At 62.3% G+C, this 19,672-nt stretch carries 19 protein-coding genes; 11 read left to right on the forward strand and 8 right to left on the reverse strand.

The genetic code is table 11. The features are described from left to right. Positions 1–108: 108 nt before the first annotated feature. The 8 genes from ACKLNI_RS19950 to ACKLNI_RS19985 all read right to left on the reverse strand — a co-directional run bounded on the left by ACKLNI_RS19950 (position 109) and on the right by ACKLNI_RS19985 (position 9,241). Positions 109–906, reverse strand: coding sequence for an XdhC family protein (locus tag ACKLNI_RS19950; RefSeq protein WP_413720867.1), 798 nt, complete (start codon positions 904–906; stop codon positions 109–111). Next, positions 903–2,087: a vWA domain-containing protein gene (locus ACKLNI_RS19955; RefSeq protein ID WP_413720868.1), complete on the reverse strand. Its 1,185-nt coding sequence runs from the start codon at positions 2,085–2,087 to the stop codon at positions 903–905. The genes ACKLNI_RS19950 and ACKLNI_RS19955 overlap by 4 nt, the downstream gene beginning before the upstream one ends. Continuing rightward, positions 2,084–2,962, reverse strand: a complete 879-nt coding sequence (locus ACKLNI_RS19960) for an AAA family ATPase (protein WP_488199645.1) — start codon at positions 2,960–2,962, stop codon at positions 2,084–2,086. Before ACKLNI_RS19960 ends, ACKLNI_RS19955 begins: the two co-directional genes overlap by 4 nt. A gap of 42 nt (positions 2,963–3,004) precedes the next feature. Next, entirely contained in the window at positions 3,005–5,422 is a 2,418-nt protein-coding gene (locus ACKLNI_RS19965) for an aerobic carbon-monoxide dehydrogenase large subunit (RefSeq protein WP_413720869.1), read from the reverse strand. After that, positions 5,419–5,913, reverse strand: a complete 495-nt coding sequence (locus ACKLNI_RS19970; protein ID WP_413720870.1) for a (2Fe-2S)-binding protein — start codon at positions 5,911–5,913, stop codon at positions 5,419–5,421. Before ACKLNI_RS19970 ends, ACKLNI_RS19965 begins: the two co-directional genes overlap by 4 nt. A gap of 11 nt (positions 5,914–5,924) precedes the next feature. Then, positions 5,925–6,779, reverse strand: a complete 855-nt coding sequence (locus ACKLNI_RS19975) for an FAD binding domain-containing protein (protein ID WP_413720871.1) — start codon at positions 6,777–6,779, stop codon at positions 5,925–5,927. Positions 6,780–6,902: 123 nt separating this feature from the next. Next, positions 6,903–8,057, reverse strand: coding sequence for an MHYT domain-containing protein (locus ACKLNI_RS19980; protein WP_413720872.1), 1,155 nt, complete (start codon positions 8,055–8,057; stop codon positions 6,903–6,905). A 362-nt stretch (positions 8,058–8,419) separates the two neighbouring features. After that, a complete protein-coding gene (locus ACKLNI_RS19985; RefSeq protein ID WP_413720873.1) occupies positions 8,420–9,241 on the reverse strand; it encodes a methyltransferase domain-containing protein in 822 nt (273 codons plus the stop codon). 160 nt (positions 9,242–9,401) lie between these two features. Here ACKLNI_RS19985 and ybgC point away from each other — a divergent pair, with 160 nt between their 5' ends. From ybgC to ACKLNI_RS20040, 11 genes are all read left to right on the forward strand, one after another. Further along, positions 9,402–9,791 carry a tol-pal system-associated acyl-CoA thioesterase gene (ybgC, locus tag ACKLNI_RS19990; protein WP_413720874.1) on the forward strand — a complete coding sequence of 130 codons (390 nt, stop codon included), beginning with the start codon at positions 9,402–9,404 and terminating at the stop codon, positions 9,789–9,791. 118 nt (positions 9,792–9,909) lie between these two features. Further along, positions 9,910–10,608, forward strand: coding sequence for a protein TolQ (gene tolQ, locus ACKLNI_RS19995; RefSeq protein ID WP_413720875.1), 699 nt, complete (start codon positions 9,910–9,912; stop codon positions 10,606–10,608). Beyond that, positions 10,608–11,078 carry an ExbD/TolR family protein gene (locus ACKLNI_RS20000; RefSeq protein ID WP_413720876.1) on the forward strand — a complete coding sequence of 157 codons (471 nt, stop codon included), beginning with the start codon at positions 10,608–10,610 and terminating at the stop codon, positions 11,076–11,078. Before tolQ ends, ACKLNI_RS20000 begins: the two co-directional genes overlap by 1 nt. Then, entirely contained in the window at positions 11,041–12,186 is a 1,146-nt protein-coding gene (locus ACKLNI_RS20005; RefSeq protein ID WP_413720877.1) for an energy transducer TonB, read from the forward strand. Before ACKLNI_RS20000 ends, ACKLNI_RS20005 begins: the two co-directional genes overlap by 38 nt. After that, positions 12,183–13,505 carry a Tol-Pal system beta propeller repeat protein TolB gene (gene tolB, locus ACKLNI_RS20010; RefSeq protein ID WP_413720878.1) on the forward strand — a complete coding sequence of 441 codons (1,323 nt, stop codon included), beginning with the start codon at positions 12,183–12,185 and terminating at the stop codon, positions 13,503–13,505. Before ACKLNI_RS20005 ends, tolB begins: the two co-directional genes overlap by 4 nt. A 184-nt stretch (positions 13,506–13,689) precedes the next feature. After that, positions 13,690–14,196 (forward strand): peptidoglycan-associated lipoprotein Pal, encoded by a 507-nt coding sequence (gene pal, locus ACKLNI_RS20015; RefSeq protein WP_413720879.1) that lies wholly within the window; start codon positions 13,690–13,692, stop codon positions 14,194–14,196. Between the two features lie 16 nt (positions 14,197–14,212). Next, positions 14,213–15,082 (forward strand): tol-pal system protein YbgF, encoded by an 870-nt coding sequence (gene ybgF / locus ACKLNI_RS20020; protein WP_413720880.1) that lies wholly within the window; start codon positions 14,213–14,215, stop codon positions 15,080–15,082. Next, on the forward strand, positions 15,079–16,356 hold the full coding sequence (tilS, locus tag ACKLNI_RS20025; RefSeq protein WP_413720881.1) for a tRNA lysidine(34) synthetase TilS: 1,278 nt from the start codon (positions 15,079–15,081) through the stop codon (positions 16,354–16,356). The genes ybgF and tilS overlap by 4 nt, the downstream gene beginning before the upstream one ends. A gap of 82 nt (positions 16,357–16,438) precedes the next feature. Then, a complete protein-coding gene (gene ftsH, locus ACKLNI_RS20030) occupies positions 16,439–18,358 on the forward strand; it encodes an ATP-dependent zinc metalloprotease FtsH (RefSeq protein ID WP_413720882.1) in 1,920 nt (639 codons plus the stop codon). Positions 18,359–18,445: 87 nt separating this feature from the next. Continuing rightward, positions 18,446–18,943 (forward strand): hypothetical protein, encoded by a 498-nt coding sequence (locus tag ACKLNI_RS20035; protein ID WP_413720883.1) that lies wholly within the window; start codon positions 18,446–18,448, stop codon positions 18,941–18,943. 51 nt (positions 18,944–18,994) lie between these two features. Next, positions 18,995–19,579 (forward strand): MOSC domain-containing protein, encoded by a 585-nt coding sequence (locus ACKLNI_RS20040; protein ID WP_413720884.1) that lies wholly within the window; start codon positions 18,995–18,997, stop codon positions 19,577–19,579. Positions 19,580–19,672 lie beyond the last annotated feature (93 nt).

Consider the following 19,672-nt stretch of genomic DNA (forward strand, 5'->3'; position numbering starts at 1 on the left):
GGTCTCCTTAGCAGCGGGGAAATTTTCGATTTTGCCCAGTGTCATATCCACGTGATCTCCGTTCGTATCCGAAGAGAAGGCTCGACGGTTGACCGACCGGGCAACAAGTCACGCATCTTGCGCCTTACGGGAAGGCACTCTCCTCACACGGGTGAGTTCCGCAAAGATGGACAGCGCTATCTCTTCCGGTGTGACGGCACCGATGTCCAGGCCTGCTGGCGCGCTCACTGCCTCGATAGCGGCTTGCGGCAACCCTGCATCGGCAAGTTTGGCAGCCAGTGCCGTGTATTTAGCGCGACTGCCGACAAAGGCGACGTGTTCGGCTTCCGACTCAAGGGCGTTTCGCAGGGCCACCAAGTCTCCTTGGCCCTGGGTCGCCACGACCACGACGCGACGCCGTGGCGGAGCCGATGGTGCAAGTTTTGTTTCGGGCTCCGCCAGCGTCAGGCCCCATTGGAATTTAGGCGCGAAGTCGCAGAGCACCTTGGCAACGGGCGAGACACCGAACACCACCAGTTCCGGCATCGGCACACAGGGCTCAATGAAGATGTCGACCGTTCCCTTGGACGGGCATCCGTTGCGGGCATAACGCATCCCGTCAACCTCATCTCCGGCCGCCACCCCCTTGGCAGACAGGAATTCCTCGGGAGCGACTGAGATGAGCTGTGGTCTGCCATCCCGAAGCGCTTGGAGTACCGCCTTCTTGACGGCGCTGCGGGTACAGCCGCCACCAAGCCAGCCCTGCAGAATGTCGCCCTCGGCACTCAGAAGCGCCTTGGCGCCCGGTTTCGCGGCTGTCGCGCCGGCAGTTCGTATGATCGTCGCGAAGGCGAAAGGCTGCTCGCGGGCACGCAGATCGTCCGCGACGCGTGACAGGTCTGGCGGCAGGATATCGGCGGGCATCATAGGCGCTCGAGCTCCTTTTCGAGATCAGCGAGGTCGGACAGAGTGTTGGCTGCGGAGAAGAGATCGAGATAGGGCAGGGCAGCGGCCATGCCGTTTGCCACCGGGGTATAGTCGCTCCAGCCCTTCAACGGGTTCAGCCAGATGATCCGGCCGCCACGCTTGCGCAGCCGTGTCAGAGCGCCTGACAGTGCTTCCGGTGCGTCGGTATCGTAGCCGTCTGAAAGGATCAGCACGACGCTGCGCCCATCGACGAAGCGCCTTGCATAGGTCGACGCAAACCGTTCAAGAGAGGCGCCGATCTTCGATCCGCCACCGAAACCGTCGGCCATCAGCGACATCCGCCCCACGGCGCGCATGGTGTCGCGGTCTCGCAGGGCCTCCGTGATACGGACAAGACGGGTGTGGAACACATAGGCATCCGCTTTGGTGTCGGCGCGCATGAGACCCGCCAGAAAGGCCAGAAAGACCCGCGAATAGACCGTCATCGAACCCGACACGTCACACAACGCGACAATCTTGCGCGTTCGATCCGGTCTCTTCTTCATGGGGATGCGCAAGGGTTCACCGCCGGAAGCCAGGCTTTGGCGAATGACTTTCCGGAAGTGCACACGATCGCCTTTCCGCGCGGCCTTCCGCCGGCGAGACCGCCGGTCACGCAGAGCTGCACCAATGCGCCGGGCCACGGCCTCAGCCTCGGCGATGTCTTCGGGGCGCACCAGTTCGCGGAGGTCCTTGCGCATGATGTTTTGGATCTCGGTTGCGACCAGTTTCCCTTCACCGTCGCTTTCCGACTCGCCGGTACCGTCGTTGTCCGGGGCTGTTGCTTCCCCGGCGCCACCCGTGCTCTGCCCCTGCGCATCCCGCGAGGAATGGACGTGATCGCTCCCGGATCGAGAAGGCGTGGGAACCACTCTCGGTTTGACCCGACCTCCATTCAGCCAGAACGCCTTGAAAAGATCGTCGAAATGATCGGCTTCCTCCTTCGATCCCGTCAGAACGGGCTTCAGCGCGCGGGCCGTGGTCATCGGATCGAGATCGTCGCAGATGGTCAGCGCTTCCATTGCGGTACGGGTTTCTGCCACGCCAAGGCGCATCCCGTTGTCGCGAAGATGTGCCATGAAACCGCTCATTCGGGCCGCCGGACCCGAATCCCTTGCGGCGAACCTGGTGACCCTGCTCACGCCGCACGGCCCGCGATGCGCTCAGTCACCTCGCGTGTGATCTGTGCGCGGTCGCTCTGAGTCTTGAGAAGCGTGATCATCGTCGATTGCAGAACCTGCGGGTTGTCTGTCAGGTCCGAAACGCCCAGGCCGATAAGGGCAGAGGCGAAGTCGAGGGTTTCGGCAATGCCGGGCACCTTCTCCAGCTCTTCCTCTCGCAACTTCTGAACGAAACCGATGATCTGCCCTGCGAGTTTGTCTTCGATGTCGGGACGGTGCGCCTTCAGAATAGCGACCTCTGTGGCCCTGTCGGGATAGTCGACATAAGAATATAGGCACCGCCGGCGCAGCGCATCCGAAAGGTCGCGCGTCCCGTTCGCCGTCAGGATAACGATCGGTCGGGTGGTGGCTTTGATGGTGCCCAACTCGGGTATCGAGATCTGGAAATCGGCCAGAACCTCCAGGAGGTAGGCTTCGAATTCCTCGTCGGCCCGGTCGATTTCGTCGATCAACAGCACAGGCGCCTTCTCCTGCCGGATGGCAGCCAGAAGCGGCCTCTCCAGCAGATACTCTTCCGAAAAGATGCGCTGCTCTACCGCCCGTCCCGTTTCACCACTTTCGGCAGCGGCACGGATCGCCAGAAGCTGACGCTGGTAGTTCCACTCATAGATAGCCTGCTGAGCATCAAGGCCTTCATAGCACTGCAGGCGGATGAGACGGGTGTCCTGAACGGCGGCGAGGGCTCTCGCGACTTCTGTTTTGCCCACGCCAGCCGCGCCTTCAAGCAGCATCGGCCGTCCAAGCGACAGGGCGAGATGAAGCCCGACGGCAAGTTCGTCGGACGCGACATAGCCCTCCTCGGCCATTGCGGATTGAAGATCGGTCCAGCGCATCATCTGCATAATATAGGGCGGGATCGCTCCCGCCCTAATCTCCCCTCAGCCGTGCAGGCCAAGATTGTTGGCAGTTTTCCAGATCCGCCAGTGGTCATGCGGCATGTGGCTTTGTCTCAGGCCGAATGCGCGGAAGGCATCATGCACCGCGTTCGAGAAAGCCGGCACACCGCCAACGTTCGGGCTTTCGCCGACACCCTTGGCGCCGATCGGGTGATGCGGCGAGGGCGTGACCGTATGGTCGGTGGTGTAGTTCGGCGTTTCCCATGCTGTTGGAAGGAAAAAGTCCATCAGCGTGCCGGTCTTCACGTTGCCTTGCTCGTCATATGCGATCTCCTGGCCCATGGCGATCGCCAGTGCCTCGGTCAGTCCTCCATGGACCTGGCCTTCGATGATCATGGGGTTGATGCGGGTTCCGCAATCGTCCAGCGCATAGAACTGACGAATCTCGTGCTCTCCTGTATCCACGTCGATCTCCATGACGCAGATATAGGCCCCGAACGGGTAGGTCATGTTTGGCGGATCGTAGTAGCTGACCGCTTCCAGACCCGGTTCAAGCCCCGGGATCGCCTGGTTATAGGCAGCAAACGCGATTTCCTTCATCGTCTTGAAACGCTCAGGCGCACCCTTGACAACGAACCGGTCGACGTCGAATTCGACATCGTCGTCGTGTACCTCAAGAAGGTAGGCGGCGATCATCTGCGCTTTCGCCCTGATCTTGCGGCCGGCCATGGCAGTCGCGGCGCCCGCAACAGGCGTCGACCGCGAACCGTATGTGCCAAGACCGTACGGCGCTGTGTCCGTGTCGCCTTCCTCGATGGTGATCGAGTCTGCGGGAAGGCCGATCTCGGTGGCAAGGATTTGCGCGAATGTCGTGGCGTGTCCCTGTCCCTGCGAGATCGTGCCAAGGCGCGCAATGGCCGAGCCGGTGGGGTGGATACGGATCTCGCAGCTGTCGAACATGCCAAGTCCGAGAATATCGCAGTTCTTCACCGGCCCGGCGCCTACGATTTCCGTGAAGTGCGTCAGGCCAATTCCCAGAAGCTTGCGGGTTTCTCCCCGCTTGAACGCCTCGACCCGTTCAGCCTGCTCCTTGCGAAGCCCTTCGTAGTCGACGGCCTTCAGTGCCTTGTCCCAGGCCGTGTGGTAGTCACCGGAGTCGTATTCCCACCCCAGCGCGGACTGGTACGGGAACTGGTCGGCCCGGATGAAGTTGATGCGGCGCAGTTCTGCTGCGTCCATGTTCAGTTCGATGGCCAGCAACTCGATCATCCGCTCGATGAAATAAGCCGCCTCCGTCACGCGGAACGAGCAGCGATAGGCCACGCCGCCCGGCGCCTTGTTGGTGTAGACCCCGTCGACGGCCAGATAAGCGGTCGGGATGTCATAGGAGCCGGTGCAGATGTTCATGAACCCAGCCGGGAACTTCGTGGGGTCGGCGCAGGCGTCGAACCCGCCGTGGTCGGCGGTGGTATGGCACCAGAGACCGGTGATCTTGCCCTCTTTGGTGGCGGCGATCTTGCCCTTCATCCAGTAATCGCGGGCGAAGGCGGTGGTCATCAGGTTGTCCATCCGGTCCTCGATCCACTTGACAGGCTTGCCCGTGACGATCGAAGCCACAACCGAGCAGACATAACCGGGATAGGCGCCAACCTTGTTGCCGAAACCGCCTCCGATGTCAGGGCTGATGACCCGGATATTGTGCTCTTCAATCCCCGAGATCAGAGAGACCACCGTGCGGATCGCGTGCGGCGCTTGGAAGGTGCCCCAGAGCGTGAGCTTGCCGTTGACCTTGTCCATCGAGGCGACGCAGCCGCAGGTCTCAAGCGGACAGGGATGTGTACGGTGATAATAGATCATCTCCTCGGCGACCACGTCTGCCTCGCCCAGTACCTGCTCGGTCGCCTCCTTGTCGCCGACTTCCCAGGTGAAGATGTGGTTGTGGTGCTTCCGCGGCCCATGCGCGCCGTGCGCGGCGGGATCGAGGTCCTCACGCAGAACGACGTCCGATTTCAGGGACTCGAAAGGATCGGTGATGACGGGAAGCTCTTCGTATTCGACCATGATGGCTTCCACGCCATCGGCGGCGGCATAGCGATCCTTTGCTACGACGAAGGCCACTTCCTGTCCCTGGAACAGCACCTTGCCATCAGCAAGGACCATTTGCTTGTCGCCGGCCAGGGTCGGCATCCAGTGCAGGCCAAGCGGCGCCAGGTCCTTGGCAGTGAGGACGGCAAGAACGCCGGGAACCTTCAACGCGGCTTCGGTGTCGATGCTCTTGATCCGGGCATGTGCATAAGGGGAGCGGACGAAATCGCCCGACAGCATACCGTCGAGCTTGATGTCGTCGACATAGTTGCCCTTGCCTTGGGTGAACCTTGCATCTTCTACGCGCTTGCGCTTGCAGCCCATGCCGCCAAGCGCGGCAACGCGTTCTTCGCGGTTTGTCACTTCGTCCTTCATTCGGCGGCCTCCTTTGCAGCATTCATCTCGGCCGCAGCGGCGAGGATGGATTTGACGATGTTCTGATAGCCCGTGCAGCGGCAAAGATTGCCAGCCATGCCGAAGCGGACTTCTTCCTCGGTCGGGTTCGGATTCTCTTCAAGCAGCTTTGCCGCCCGCGTGATCATCCCGGGAGTGCAATAGCCGCACTGCAGGCCATGGTGCTCGCGGAACGCCTCCTGCAGCGGGTGAAGCGCGTCGGGGTTGCCGAGGCCCTCGATCGTTGTGATCTCGGCCCCGTCCGCCTGTGCGACGAACATGGTGCAGGACTTGACCGACTTCCCGTTTACCGTGACGGTGCAGGCACCACAGTGCGAGGTCTCGCAGCCGATGTGCGGCCCGGTCAGGTTAAGACGTTCGCGGAGCGTGTAGATCAGAAGCTCACGCGGTTCGGCCAGGAATTCCTCTTCATTCCCGTTCACCGTCAGCTTGATATGCATCTTCTTGGACATTTTTTCCTCCCTCATGCACGCGACCAGGCGCGCTCGATGGCGCGGGACAGGACTATGCCGGCCACATGGCGCTTGAACGCCACTGGCCCGCGATTGTCTTCGGTGGGGTCGATATCTCCCAGCATGGCCTCCACTGCGGCCTTGATCGCGGCACCGTCCACCGACGTTCCGGTCAGGGCTGCACCCGCCGCCTCTGACCAGACCGGCGTGTCGCTGAGGTTCGTCATGGCGATCGACGCGGCGGAGCATGTGCCGCCGTCCTTCGACAGCTGAACCGCCGCCGCCGCGGTGGCATAGTCACCGATCTTGCGCTTCTGTTTCACATAGGCGTAGCCACCAATGGGGGCTGCGAAGCTGACCGATGTCAGAACCTCGTCATCCGCGCGGTCCGTGGTGTATGCGGCCTCGTAGAAGTCCCTTGCAGATACGGTTCGTTCGCCTTCGGGTCCGACCAGCGTGTACGAGGCGTCAAGGCACTGCATCAGGCCGGGCATGTCGTTGCCCGGATCGCCATTGGCGACGTTTCCCCCCACTGTTCCCATGTAGCGCACCTGCGGATCGGCGATTTGGAGAGCGGCCTCACGCAGAATTGGTGCCGCTTCGGCCAGAACGCCATGCGAGATGATGTCGGCTTGCGTGGTCATGGCGCCAATGGTGACCAGACCGCCTGCCACCTCGATGCCGTTCAGCCCTGCGATGTCCTGCAGGTCGATCAGATGAGGCACTTCGGCCATTCTGAGCTTCATCATCGGGATCAGGCTATGACCGCCCGCCAATACCCTGGCGTCGTCGCCGTGCTCCTCCAATAGCGCAATCGCGCCTGCGATATCCTTTGGCCGATGATATTCGAACGCCGCTGGTATCATGCTTCTCCTCCCCGATAAGCAAAACTCTGGCGCACCATCTCCAGCATGCGACGGCATACGAATTCTTCAAAAATCGCATGAAATTCTGGCGATTTTCACGAGATGCGCCGTTGGGCGCACGAATTACGCCGGCTCGGTACCCAGCGCGACTTCGACCGCCTTCAGTTTCGAGCGGCTGACGGGAACGTCAGGAAGATTCCCGGACGTGAAACGGCAACGCCCGGCGTCCTTGCGCCGCACGAAGGTCGAGACCTTTCCGGGATTGATCAGGTAGCTGCGATGAACCTGCAGGAAACCGCTCGGTTCCAGCCGCTTGCGCGCCTCGGTGACAGACCAGACGCAGAAGAGCCGGTCTTTGTCGGTGTAGACCTGCGTATAATGCCCATCCGCCCGGATGAAGTTCACATCGGACAACGGAAGAAAGACCTTCTCGCCACTCTTTTCGCAGGGAACGCGCACAACTTCGGCGATCTTCGGCTGGGCAACCTCGCGTGTTGCGAGTTGCACCGGGGGAGGGGCTTCTTCGACAGTACTCGAAGCGGCAGCGCTGGTTGGGACGATGAATGTCACGCCAACCCAAAGGAACGAGCTGAAGATCACGAAACTCGCCAGGATGACACCGATGGCCAGAAACTCGTTGCTCATCACCGGTCCGATTTCCGAGAAACTGGGAAGTTCCACGAAACGCGTTCCGGCTATGGCCACGAAGTGAACGGCAAAGACGGCGACGCCGAAACACAGTGTACCAAGCAGGATGTTCCTCGGACGCCTGTTGCCGTAGGCGACCCAGAACGCCGCGACGCAAAGAACCAGCGCCGCCAGCACAGCCAGAAGTATGCCACCCGGCGTGTAAACCGCGCGACAAAGTTCAAGGCCGGCCATCCCCAGATAGTGCATCACCAGTATCCCCACTGCGACAAGGGCGCCCGCGCCGACGATGCTTGCCGGTGTTCGTTTCACGAAGTGAAGAAGGGTGAGAGCGACGCTCACGATCAGGATCGCCACAAGCGCCGACGCCAGCGTCACCGCCGCATCATAGTAGAACGGGATCGGCAGTTGCAGGCCAAGCATGGCAACGAAATGCATGGACCATATGCCGCCGCCGAGCGCCAGTGATGCAAGCGCGATCGCCAGCTTCCTTTGGCGGACAGTCCTCTGCGACAGGTCCTGCGTCAAAGTCAGGCCGGTGAAGCCTGCGACGAGAGCAACGACAAGCGAGGCTGCAACGAGCCAGAGGTTGTGACTGACGACGAGGAATTCCATCATGAAACGATGCAAGACAGCAGAAGTGGAGGCAACGGTATTATTTTCGGTGCTATTCGAGCAAGGGCACGGTGCTTGCCTTCACCTTCACCTTCGCCTTCACCTTCACCTTCACCGTGCGCCCGCGACTATTGATTTGGAGGGTGCCGGGATACGCGTCCCCGAATTCGTTTGGAGCGCCGAATGGTCGAACAGGGCTATTTCCCGGTTGGTTTCGCTTACTTCCCACGGTGGCTGTGCCAGAACCCATTGAGACCTTTGGTTCCGACTGCTGCGGCACCGGAGCGATAGGCATTTCAGCCTCCGTAACTTGTTTCCGTTGAAGGTCCCGAATTGGATTCGTCTTTCGAACCTTGCCGCACCAGTGTTCAGCGGGCTTATGCGGCTTTTCGACCCCAGGTTTGGAAGACACGGGGAGTGCTCATGGAAACGTTGCGATCCCTGGCCGCAGCTATCAACTCCGCTTCGATTCTGTCTACGTCATCCTGCGTCGCGAGACCTGCTTCGACGGCGCGCCCGGCAATGCCCTGCAAGGTGAGTGGTGATATCATCTTCACTTCGCCTGTAACCCCCGCAGGTTGGTGAACCTGCATCCCGATGTCGGCAAAACCGGCCTGCCGGAGCATGCCGGGCAATCTCGGACCGATATTCGCATCGCCCCCGGTCGTCGCGGCCAGCGCAGTGTAGAGTTTGACATAGTCGTCCATCGCCCGAGAAGTGGGATAGGTGAAATGCGATGAGAACTCGACATCCTCAACAATCACCAGGCCGCCCGGACGCAGCATGCCATGCATCCCTGAGAGAGCCTTCATCGGATCCGCCAGGTGGCTCAGCACGAAGCGGGCATAAACGACGTCGAATGTCTCATCGGGCTCCAGATCGTAGACGCTCTCCGCGCGAAAGTTCAGGTTCGAAATGCCTGCATCAGCAGCTTCCTGCGCGGCCATCTCCACTTTGACCGGATCGAAATCAATCCCGGTCACGCGCCCATCAGTCCCGACACGACGGGCAAGCAACTGTGATACGTCGCCGCCGCCGCATCCGACATCAAGGCATGTCATGCCCAGGGTCACGCCTGCGACCTTGAAGAGATGACTCGTTCCCTCTTCCATGATGCGGGCTAGAACCCGCAAGCGTTCGCGCCCGGTCTTGCCATGGGCAAGAACGTATCGGTTCAAATCGGCTTCGCCATTGCTCATGCGTCAAGACCCCGACATTCGCGTTCAACGAACCAGCTTGCCCGACGGGTATAACTGGGTCACAGAGCGATTGCCAAAGAAAGCCACCTGCATCGGCAACTTGCGCAAGAGTCCGATCCGGTCTCTGGACCTTTTCCTTTGTGCGGGTCATCGTCCCGGCATGGCTCACCGTTTCGACATCCGCGTGTACTACGAAGACACCGATCTTGCGGGCATCGTCTACTATGCCAATTACCTCAAGTTCATCGAGCGTGCGCGCACCGAGTGGGTCCGCGGGCTGGGGATCGATCAGGCGAAACTGAAGGCGGAAGAGGGCATTGTCTTTGCCGTGCGGCGCGTCGAGGCGAATTATCTTTCACCCGCTCGGTTCGATGATGTGCTGACGGTCGAGACCGAGATCGGTGAACTGACCGGAGCACGCATCACACTGTCTCAGGTCGTGAAGCGTGACGGCGAACGTCTCTTCGAAGCCATGGTGATGCTCGTTGCCCTGACCGAGGCCGGTCGGCCTGCACGTCTCCCGGCGGATGTTCGCCGAAGGATGGGCTGAGGCAAGGCGCCGCTCCGCCCGCACGCGCTTGTTATGGCATATCCGCTTGCGCTCATGTAATCTGCCCCCAATTCAGGCTCGCGAAGACAAAAGACGGGCCGGCAAAGAGAGCAGACATATGGAAACGGAAACACTTGCGCTGGCGCAGGAGATTGATTTCTCCATGTGGGCGCTGTTCGCGCGTGCAACGATTACAGTGAAGCTGGTGATGATCCTGCTGATCATTTCCTCGTTCTGGGGATGGGCGGTCATTATCAACAAGCATCGGCTCTACAAAAGGGCGCGCCGCGAGTCCGAGGATTTCGAGGAAGCGTTCTGGTCCGGCGAGCCGCTCGATACGCTATACGAGCAGATCGGGCCGACCCCGGACGGGCCTGCTCAAAGGATATTCGCGGCAGGCATGACCGAATGGCGGCGCTCGCACCGCAGAGACGGCGGGCTGATCGCCGGAGCCGCTGCGCGGATCGACCGGTCGATGGATGTTGCGATCGCCAAGGAAAGCGAAGCGCTTGAACGGGGCCTGCCGCTTCTCGCGACCATCGGATCGACAGCGCCTTTCGTGGGGCTTTTCGGGACGGTCTGGGGTATCATGCACGCCTTCATCGAAATCGCGGAGCAGCAGAACACGAACCTCGCTGTCGTCGCGCCCGGCATCGCAGAGGCCCTTCTGGCCACGGGTCTTGGCCTCCTGGCGGCGATCCCGGCGGTGGTGTTCTACAACAAGCTTTCCGCCGACAGCGAGCGGATCATCGGCGGCTATGAAAGCTTCGCCGACGAGTTCTCGACCATCCTGTCCCGCCAGCTGGACGCAGCCTGATGGGGGCCGGTGTCATTCAGTCCGATGGCGGTGGCTCACGCCGCCGCAGGCGCGGTCGGAAACGGCCGATGTCCGAGATCAACGTCACGCCCTTCGTGGACGTGATGCTCGTGCTTCTGATCATCTTCATGGTGGCCGCGCCTCTGCTGACGGTCGGCGTCGAAGTCGATATGCCCGACACCGCGGCACAGCCGTTGCCGAACGAGCAGGAAGAACCGCTCGCCGTGACGATGACCGCTGACGGGCGCATCACGATCATGGAAACCGAGGTATCTCCGGGCGAGATCGTACCGCGCCTTCAGTCGATCCTGAGCGAACGGACGTCGAACAAGATCTTCATCCGAGCTGACGGCGCGCTGCCCTATGGCAATGTCGCCGAACTGATGGGCGCCCTGAATGCCGCTGGTCTGACGAACCTCGTCTTCGTGACCGATGCGGGCGGGCCAAGGTTCGGCGGCGGAAGCGAGTAGGTCCGAATTGCAGACAGGCTGGTATATCTCCGGCGCGGGGCACATCACCCTGATTGTCTTCGTCCTCTTCGGAGGACTGTTTTCGCGCGACCGCCTGCAGGAGGTTGCCGTGGCCGAAGTCTCCGTGATGACCGAGGCAGAGTTTGCAGCGCTGATGCCGCGCGCGACCGCGCCCGATATTGCCACCGATGCGCCCGAGGTCACTCCCCCGGTGCCCGAAGAGGCGGCGCCGGAGGCTCCGGCGGAGGACGCCGCGCCGGAAGTCAGCGAACCTGAGCAGGTCGAAACACCCGAAACGCCGGACGAGCCATTGGTCGAGACGCCAGCTCCCTTGCGCGAGGCCGTCGCGGTCGAGGACGCTCCGCCGATCCCGCTGCCGCCCACCGATATTGATGGCACCGCGCCCGAACCGGACGCGATCGCGGCGCCCGCGCCGCGCGTCGCGCCTGTGCCCCAGGTTGCCCCTCCGCCGGTTGTCGAAGCAGCGCCCGAGGTCATCGAGGATTCGGCGCCTGCCCCGGATGAACCGCCCGTGGATGTGGTCGAGGAAGAAACCCCGCCGGCTGCTCCCGAAGAGGCCAGCGACCGGATCGTGACCGAAGCCGAAGAGGTCGAGAATTACGCCCCAGCCAGTTCGATGCGCCCGCGTTCCCGGCCTCCGAAGCCTGTCCGTGCAGCCGAGACGCCGCGCGAGCAGCCGACAGAGACGAGAGACCCGGTTGCGGATGCCGTGGCAGCGGCCGTCGCAGAGGCGAACACACCGGCGCCATCCGCACCCACCGGCCCGCCACTCACGGGTGGTGAGAAAGATGCGCTCCGGGTTTCGGTCAGCCAGTGCTGGAACGTCGGTTCTCTCTCGACCGAGGCGCTGGCCACAACGGTTGTCGTGGCGGTCTCGATGCAGGAAACGGGTGTTCCCGACAACGGCTCTATCCGCATGGTCTCGTTCTCGGGCGGGTCCGAAGCAGGCGCACGCCAGGCCTTCGAAGCTGCCCGGCGGGCAATAATTCGCTGTGGGGCTCGCGGTTTTCCGCTTCCGGTGGAAAAATACAGCCAATGGCGCGATATCGAAATGACGTTCAACCCTGAAGGGATGCAGTTCCGATGAAGTATCTGGTCGCTCTCCTCGCCGCTCTGACACTCGCATGGCCCGCGACGGCGCAGGAAAGAAGCGGGCCGCTGAGGATCGAGATCACACAGGGCGTAATCGAACCGGTGCCGATCGCCGTCGCTCCGTTCATCGCCGAAACCCCGGCGGCGGCGGATTATGCCCGAGAGATCACGAACGTCGTTTCTTCGGACCTGACTGGCACCGGCCTGTTCCGTGACGTTCCCCGCGACGCGTACATCAGCCAGGTGGCATCATTCGACGCACCCGTTGCCTATGCTGACTGGCGGGCGATCAACGTCGAGGCGCTTGTCGTGGGTGCCGTGACGCTGACCTCAGGCAATCGGCTGGTCGTGAAATTCCGTCTGTTCGACATCTTCACCGGCGCGCCTCTCGGTGATGGTCTGCAATTCGCCGGCGACACGAACTCGTGGCGGCGCGTGGCGCACAAGGTCTCCGATCAGGTCTATTCGCGGATCACGGGCGAGGGCGGATATTTCGACAGTCGCGTGGTGTATGTCGAGGAAACGGGCCCGAAGAACAACCGCGCGAAACGGCTGGCGATCATGGATTATGACGGCGCCAACGTGCAGTACCTGACCGACAACGCCTCGATCGTCCTGGCGCCGCGCTTCTCGCCCACTGGCGATAGGGTGCTCTACACGAGCTATGAAAGCGGCTTCCCGCAGATCTACGAATTGTCTGTCGGGTCGGTCTCCAAGCGTGCGCTCGGCCTCGACGCGCAAACCATGACCTTCGCACCCCGTTATGCGCCGAACGGTCAGACCGTCGTCTACAGCCAGGCAGAAGGCGGCAACACGGACATCTACCGACTGGACCTCGCCTCGGGCCAGCGCACCCGCCTGACCTCGGCGCCTTCCATCGAAACCGCACCGTCATTCTCGCCGGACGGCAGCCAGGTCGTCTTCGAGAGCGACCGGTCCGGCAACCAGCAACTCTACATCATGCCGGCGGGTGGGGGAGAACCGAAGCGCATCAGCTTCGGACAGGGGCGCTACGGTACTCCGGTTTGGTCACCCCGAGGTGATTATATCGCATTCACAAAGCAGAACGCGGGCCGCTTCCACATCGGAGTCATGCGCACCGACGGCAGCCAGGAACGTCTGCTGACCGCGTCTTTCCTCGATGAAGGTCCGACCTGGGCGCCGAACGGGCGCGTGCTGATGTTCACCCGCGAAAGCGCAGGCGCCTCGGGCGAGCCGGCGCTCTTCAGCGTCGATATCTCGGGTCGCAACCTGCGCCGGGTCCCGACGAACACGGCGGCATCTGATCCGGCTTGGTCGCCGCTCCTGCCGTGACGCGCTGGGCGAGAACAGGCACGCGGCAAGCAGAGGTATTGTGCGGCTTCGAACTCGCCCGCAAAGGCGACGACGGCAGCAGATCGTCGAATTTCGCCAATGCGAACCGACGCCCGTTTTCATTGGCTACAGCCAATGGTAGAATGATCTTTGAGCAGAGAACAAAACCAAACAGGTGATCCAGATGAACATTCTCAAGACAGCAGCGCTTTTCGCCGTTTTGGCGGCTCTCGGCGCGTGTACCAATGCCGACCGTTTCGGACCCGGCGGTGCGGGCGGGGCAGGCGGAGCGGGCGGCATCGCCGGCTCGGTCAGCGATCCCACATCGCCCGCCTATTTCAACCAGGCCATCGGCGACCGCGTGCTTTTTGCCGTCGACCAGTCGACCCTGACGCCCGAGGCGATCGCGACGCTGGATGAGCAGGCGCGTTGGCTCCTGACCAACACAGCCTATTCCGCGCTGATCGAAGGCCATGCCGACGAGCAGGGCACGCGCGAATACAACATCGCCCTTGGTGCGCGCCGCGCCGAAGCAGTGCAGACCTACCTCATTTCCCGCGGCGTCGCGCCGAACCGTCTGAGGACGATCAGCTATGGCAAGGAACGCCCGATCGAGATCTGTTCGGACGAAAGCTGCTACCGCCAGAACCGCCGCGCCGTGACAGTCATCACCGCCGGCGCGGGCGTCTGATCCCGGAGGAAAGCCCATGCGCGCGTTTCTGATCGCTGCATTTCTGGTCGCAACGCCTGCCATCGCGCAGGACCGTGCGGCAACTCTGGCGGATATCCGTCAGGAACTGACGGTCCTTTACGTCGAGATCCAGAAACTGAAACGCGAGCTGTCGACCACCGGGGGTGCAAATTCCAACCTCTCGGCGACGAACACGCTTGATCGGGTCAACCAGATGGAAGCCGAACTGCAGCGCCTGACGGCGGCGACCGAACAACTGACGAACCGGGTCGATTCCGTCGTGGCGGACGGAACGAACCGGATCGGCGATCTCGAGTTTCGTCTATGCGAACTCGAAGCGGGCTGCGACATCGGCGCGTTGGGCGATACCCCGACGCTCGGCGGCGGCGCTCTGCCGCCCGCCAACGCAACGGCGCCGGTGGCTCAGGCTCCCGTCACGGATGGCGGCTCCCAGATTGGAGGCGTTGCCGCCGGAAGCATCGACACGGCGGGCGTCGAACTTGCCGTCGCCGAACGCGAGGATTTCGAGCGCGCACGGGCAGCCTACGAGTCGGGCGACTATCAAGGGGCCGCCGATCAGCTGCAAAGGTTCACCGACACCTACCAGGGCGGTCCCCTCAGCGGTCTTGCGCATCTGATGCGGGGCGAGGCGCTGCAGAACCTGGGCAAGACTTCCAGCGCGGCGCGCGCCTATCTGGAAAGCTACTCCGGCACACCGAACGGCCCGACGTCTCCGACGGCTTTGCTCAAGCTCGGCTTGGCGCTTGACGGCCTCGGTCAGTCCTCCGAGGCCTGCATTACCCTGTCCGAAGTCACGCTTCGTTTCCCGTCCTCCGAAGCCTCGATCGAGGCGCAGGCGGCTCGGGCCAGCATGGGGTGCTCGTGAGCGGGGAAGAAAGGTCAGGCGACCCGAACCGGCATTCCAGCGCTTCAGTGCTGAAACGCGCCCAGCCGACCCGGCTGGGCGTTGGCGTGTCCGGAGGGGGCGACTCCATGGCGCTGCTCGACATGATGATCGTCTACGGTTTGGAGCATGGTCTTCCCGTGGAAGCCGTGACCGTTGATCACGGCCTCAGGCCCGAGGCGGCCGACGAAGCCGAATCCGTGTCGCGGTTCTGCGCAGCCCGGGGCGTTCCGCACAGCACGCTCCAATGGAACCGCGCGGTGGAAAGCGGTAATCTCCAGGCCGAGGCGCGGGAGGCACGCTATAGAATGATCGCCGACTGGGCGCGCGCGCGCGGCATCGACTGTGTCGCGTTGGGCCATACGATGGATGATCAGGCCGAAACATTCCTCATGCGTTTGGCACGCAAGTCTGGCGTGGACGGCCTTGCGGCGATGGACGCGCAGTTCGAGCGAAACGGCATACGCTGGATCAGACCCTTGCTCGGCAGGTCACGCGCTGAGCTTCGCGAGTACCTGGTAAACCGTTCCATCGCCTGGATCGAGGACCCGTCCAATGAGAACAGGCAGTTCGAAAGGATAAGAGCGCGTGATGCGCTTTCCGCTCTGTCGGGACTCGGAATCGATGCCGAAGCGTTGTCTGACGTCAGCCATCAACTTGCGGCAGCCAGGCAGGCGCTGAACTACTACGCGGTTCAGGAGGCGACCCGCATCGTCGCTGAAGATCACGGCGACATCCTGCTGACGGGATTTAGGCAACCGTCTGTCCCCGACGAGATCGAGCGCCGACTGCTCGTCTCGGCCCTCCAGTGGGTCGGCGGCCTGACTTATCCGCCCCGCCGCAGCGCGCTTGCCGAACTGGAAATCGCGCTGTGCGGAGAAGCCCGGACCCATACGCTGTGCGGCTGCATCTTGAGCCTTTCTGTATCCTCTGGTGAGCATGACGCTGGACTGAGAATCTCTCGCGAATACAACGCGGTAAAGAGTATTCACTGTCCGACGGACCAGATGTGGGACGGTCGCTGGAAACTCGACGGTCCCCATGCCGCCGATCTCGAGATTCGCGCGCTCGGCGACGCAGTGAAGGACTGCCCGGAATGGCGCGAAACCGGGCGTCCGCGCACCAGCCTTTTGTCGTCGCCCGCGGTCTGGCGCGGGGATCAACTGATCGCAGCTCCCGTGGCAGGCTTTTTGAACGGCTGGACCGCATCGGCAACAGGGCGCGGCAGTTTTACCCAATTCCTCTTATCCCGTTGAAGATCCGGCCTCGATGGCTATTTAATGTGGCAGCCCGGCAGAGATGCGCTCTGCCACTGCCAAAATTCCAAAGGAGCCCCCTTTGAACAACGCGCGCAGCATCGCCTTCTGGGTCGTCCTGTTCCTGATGATCCTGGCGCTATTCAACCTGATTTCCGGCGGACAATCCTCGATTGCCACCAACACGGTCAGCTATTCGGAGTTCGTCGGCCGGGTTCAGTCCGGTGATGTCAAGACGGCAACCGTGGACGGCGAAAGGATCATTTTCCGCGGCATCGATGACCGTGACTATGTCACGATCCAGCCCGAAGGCGCCAATACGACCAACCTTCTGGTCGACAACAATGTCTCGTTCAGCGCCAAGCCGCAGGAACAGTCGGGTTTCGTCACAATCCTGATGACCTTCCTGCCGTTCCTTCTCCTGATCGGCGTCTGGATCTACTTCATGAACCGGATGCAGGGCGGTGGACGTGGTGGTGCGATGGGCTTCGGCAAATCGCGCGCCAAGCTTCTGACCGAGAAGCACGGCCGCGTCACTTTCGATGACGTGGCGGGCATCGACGAGGCCAAGGAAGAACTGGAAGAGATCGTTGAGTTCCTGCGCAATCCGCAGAAGTTCTCCCGCCTTGGCGGCAAGATACCGAAAGGCGCCCTCCTTGTTGGCCCTCCGGGTACCGGTAAGACGCTTCTGGCCCGCGCGATCGCGGGCGAGGCGGGTGTGCCCTTCTTCACCATCTCGGGTTCCGACTTCGTCGAGATGTTCGTGGGCGTGGGTGCCAGCCGTGTCCGCGACATGTTCGAACAGGCGAAGAAGAACGCGCCCTGCATCGTCTTCATCGACGAAATCGACGCCGTGGGCCGCTCGCGTGGCGTCGGCTACGGCGGCGGCAATGACGAGCGCGAGCAGACGCTGAACCAGCTTCTGGTCGAGATGGATGGCTTCGAGGCGAACGAGGGCATCATCATCGTCGCGGCGACCAACCGGCCGGACGTTCTGGACCCGGCGCTTCTACGCCCTGGCCGCTTCGACCGTCAGGTGCAGGTGCCGAACCCCGACATCAAGGGCCGCGAGAAGATCCTTGGCGTGCATGCCCGCAAGGTGCCGTTGGGTCCGGACGTAGATCTGCGCATCATCGCGCGCGGCACGCCCGGTTTCTCGGGTGCCGACCTGGCGAACCTCGTGAACGAGGCTGCCTTGATGGCTGCCCGCGTGGGCCGGCGCTTCGTGACGATGGAGGATTTCGAGAACGCAAAGGACAAGGTCATGATGGGTGCCGAGCGGCGCTCGATGGTCATGACCGAGGACGAGAAGAAGCTGACTGCCTATCACGAGGCGGGCCATGCCATCGTTGGCCTGAACGTCCCGCAGCACGACCCGATCCACAAGGCAACGATCATTCCGCGCGGCCGGGCGCTGGGCCTCGTGCTCTCGCTGCCTGAGCGGGATCAGCTGTCTGTCAGCTATCGCAAGTACAAGTCCAAGATCGCCATGGCGATGGGCGGGCGCGTGGCCGAGGAGCTGATCTTCGGAGCTGACAATGTCACCTCCGGTGCAGCCTCCGACATCCAGCAGGTCTCCAGGATTGCGCGGGCCATGGTCACGCAGTTCGGCTTCGCGCCGGAACTGGGCTACGTGGACTACGCCAACGAGCAGCAGTCCTACCTGGGCAGCTACCAGGGAGGCGCAAGCCATTCAGCAGCCACGCAGAAGATGATCGACGACAAGGTCAAGGAAATCGTCGACGAGGGCTACGAGGTGGCCAAGCGGATCCTGACCGAAAAGCATGACGATCTGGAGCGTCTGGCCCAGGGCCTTCTCGAATACGAAACCCTGACAGGCGACGAGATCACCAAGGTGATCGCCGGAGAGCCGCTGAACCGGGGCGACGATGACGATACGCCCGCCAGCACGGGCGGCACCGCCAGCGTCACGGCCATACCGAAAACAAAGCCGCGCAAGAAGGGCGGCGATGGCGGGATGGAACCGGAGCCCACGGCCTGATCGAAGACCTCTCAATGCCCCGCCAAGTGCGGGGCATTGTTTTTTGGTCCGGCCCCTTGTTCAATCATGTGGAACCGGAGGGTGCCGATGACACTGTCGAATATTGCCGATATCGCCGACCTGGTCGCCGCAGCCGCGATCATTCTGTCGCTGATCTTTGTCGGCTACGAGCTTCATCTCACGCGCAAGCAGTCCGAATTGTCGAACTGGCGCGAGGTGCTGGATGCGCTGACGGCGTACAAGGGCGTGACCAATGATCGGGATTTCGCGGAATTCCTGGTTCGTGCGCATCGGGACTACGATGCGCTCAGCGAGGGCGAAAAGCTGAGCTTCGGTCTGTATCTCGAGCAGGGAATTCACATCATCGGGAACTTCGTGAAGCACAACGACTCGCTGCCGCGAAAACTGGTCGGACTCGAGCAGGCCATTACAAACATGTTCTTCGAGATGCTCACGACGCCCGGCGGAGCCGCCTGGTGGGCCGAAGCGCACGAGCGCGGCCGGTTCATGCCCGACACCTACCGGATCGTCGACGGCTTTCTGGCGCGGCGTGCTGCGAACGAGGGCAAACCGCTGATCTCCTGAGGAATCCAGAATCAGCTTGCACAATCCTTCTCCAACGCCAACATCGCGCCCATGCCCGCTCTCATCCCAACCGACCACGCAGCAACGATTACCTGGCTTGGCCGTGTCCCGCACCGGGACGCCTCCGAGATCGAGACGATCGCCATTCCCGAGATGCCCCTGACATTTGCCGGGCTTGCCGGCGAGGTCCATGCCGGAGAGACCCGCCCATCCTGCTCGCGCGTGACCGCACAGCATCCCAAGGGTACGCCGATCCGGAACGTCCGGCAGATCTCCATCGTTTCCGCCGAAGAACTGGCCCGGATCGCCCAGGCGATCGGACTCGACGCGCTCGACCCGGCCTGGCTGGGCGCGTCCGTCGTGATCGACGGTATCCCGGACTTCAGCCATGTCCCGCCGTCCTCGCGTTTGCAGGGGCCGGACGGAGCAACGGTCACCATCGATATGCAGAACCGCCCCTGCCACTTTCCCTCCATGACGATCGAGTCTGCCCGCCCCGGGCATGGCAAGGCGTTCAGAGCGGCCGCCAAGGGACAGCGCGGCGTGACGGCCTGGGTCGAACGCGAGGGTGTCTTCCGGATCGGGGATAGGCTGCGCCTGCATGTCCCGGATCAACGGGCGTGGCGGCCGAACTGACTCGAAAAGAGCCATCCGACGCAACCGGTGTCAGAAATGTCGAAAAAATGCCGTCCCCGCTCTGGACCAGCGTGTATGGCGGGGCCAAGGGCG

This window comes from Silicimonas lutimaris (assembly GCF_047314965.1).
Classification (GTDB): domain Bacteria; phylum Pseudomonadota; class Alphaproteobacteria; order Rhodobacterales; family Rhodobacteraceae; genus JAVJUV01.

Bases quoted from the DNA above. Each gene is read 5' to 3' on its own strand.
- ACKLNI_RS20040 (WP_413720884.1), top strand. From the start codon at position 18,995: ATGCCCGCTCTCATCCCAACCGACCACGCAGCAACGATTACCTGGCTT.
- pal (WP_413720879.1), top strand. From the start codon at position 13,690: ATGAACATTCTCAAGACAGCAGCGCTTTTCGCCGTTTTGGCGGCTCTC.
- tolQ (WP_413720875.1), top strand. From the start codon at position 9,910: ATGGAAACGGAAACACTTGCGCTGGCGCAGGAGATTGATTTCTCCATG.
- ACKLNI_RS19965 (WP_413720869.1), bottom strand. From the start codon at position 5,422: ATGAAGGACGAAGTGACAAACCGCGAAGAACGCGTTGCCGCGCTTGGC.
- ACKLNI_RS20005 (WP_413720877.1), top strand. From the start codon at position 11,041: ATGCGGGCGGGCCAAGGTTCGGCGGCGGAAGCGAGTAGGTCCGAATTG.
- ACKLNI_RS19950 (WP_413720867.1), bottom strand. From the start codon at position 906: ATGATGCCCGCCGATATCCTGCCGCCAGACCTGTCACGCGTCGCGGAC.
- ACKLNI_RS19985 (WP_413720873.1), bottom strand. From the start codon at position 9,241: ATGAGCAATGGCGAAGCCGATTTGAACCGATACGTTCTTGCCCATGGC.
- ACKLNI_RS20035 (WP_413720883.1), top strand. From the start codon at position 18,446: ATGACACTGTCGAATATTGCCGATATCGCCGACCTGGTCGCCGCAGCC.
- ybgF (WP_413720880.1), top strand. From the start codon at position 14,213: ATGCGCGCGTTTCTGATCGCTGCATTTCTGGTCGCAACGCCTGCCATC.
- ACKLNI_RS19970 (WP_413720870.1), bottom strand. From the start codon at position 5,913: ATGTCCAAGAAGATGCATATCAAGCTGACGGTGAACGGGAATGAAGAG.
- ACKLNI_RS20000 (WP_413720876.1), top strand. From the start codon at position 10,608: ATGGGGGCCGGTGTCATTCAGTCCGATGGCGGTGGCTCACGCCGCCGC.
- ACKLNI_RS19960 (WP_488199645.1), bottom strand. From the start codon at position 2,962: ATGATGCGCTGGACCGATCTTCAATCCGCAATGGCCGAGGAGGGCTAT.
- ACKLNI_RS19975 (WP_413720871.1), bottom strand. From the start codon at position 6,779: ATGATACCAGCGGCGTTCGAATATCATCGGCCAAAGGATATCGCAGGC.
- tolB (WP_413720878.1), top strand. From the start codon at position 12,183: ATGAAGTATCTGGTCGCTCTCCTCGCCGCTCTGACACTCGCATGGCCC.
- ybgC (WP_413720874.1), top strand. From the start codon at position 9,402: ATGGCTCACCGTTTCGACATCCGCGTGTACTACGAAGACACCGATCTT.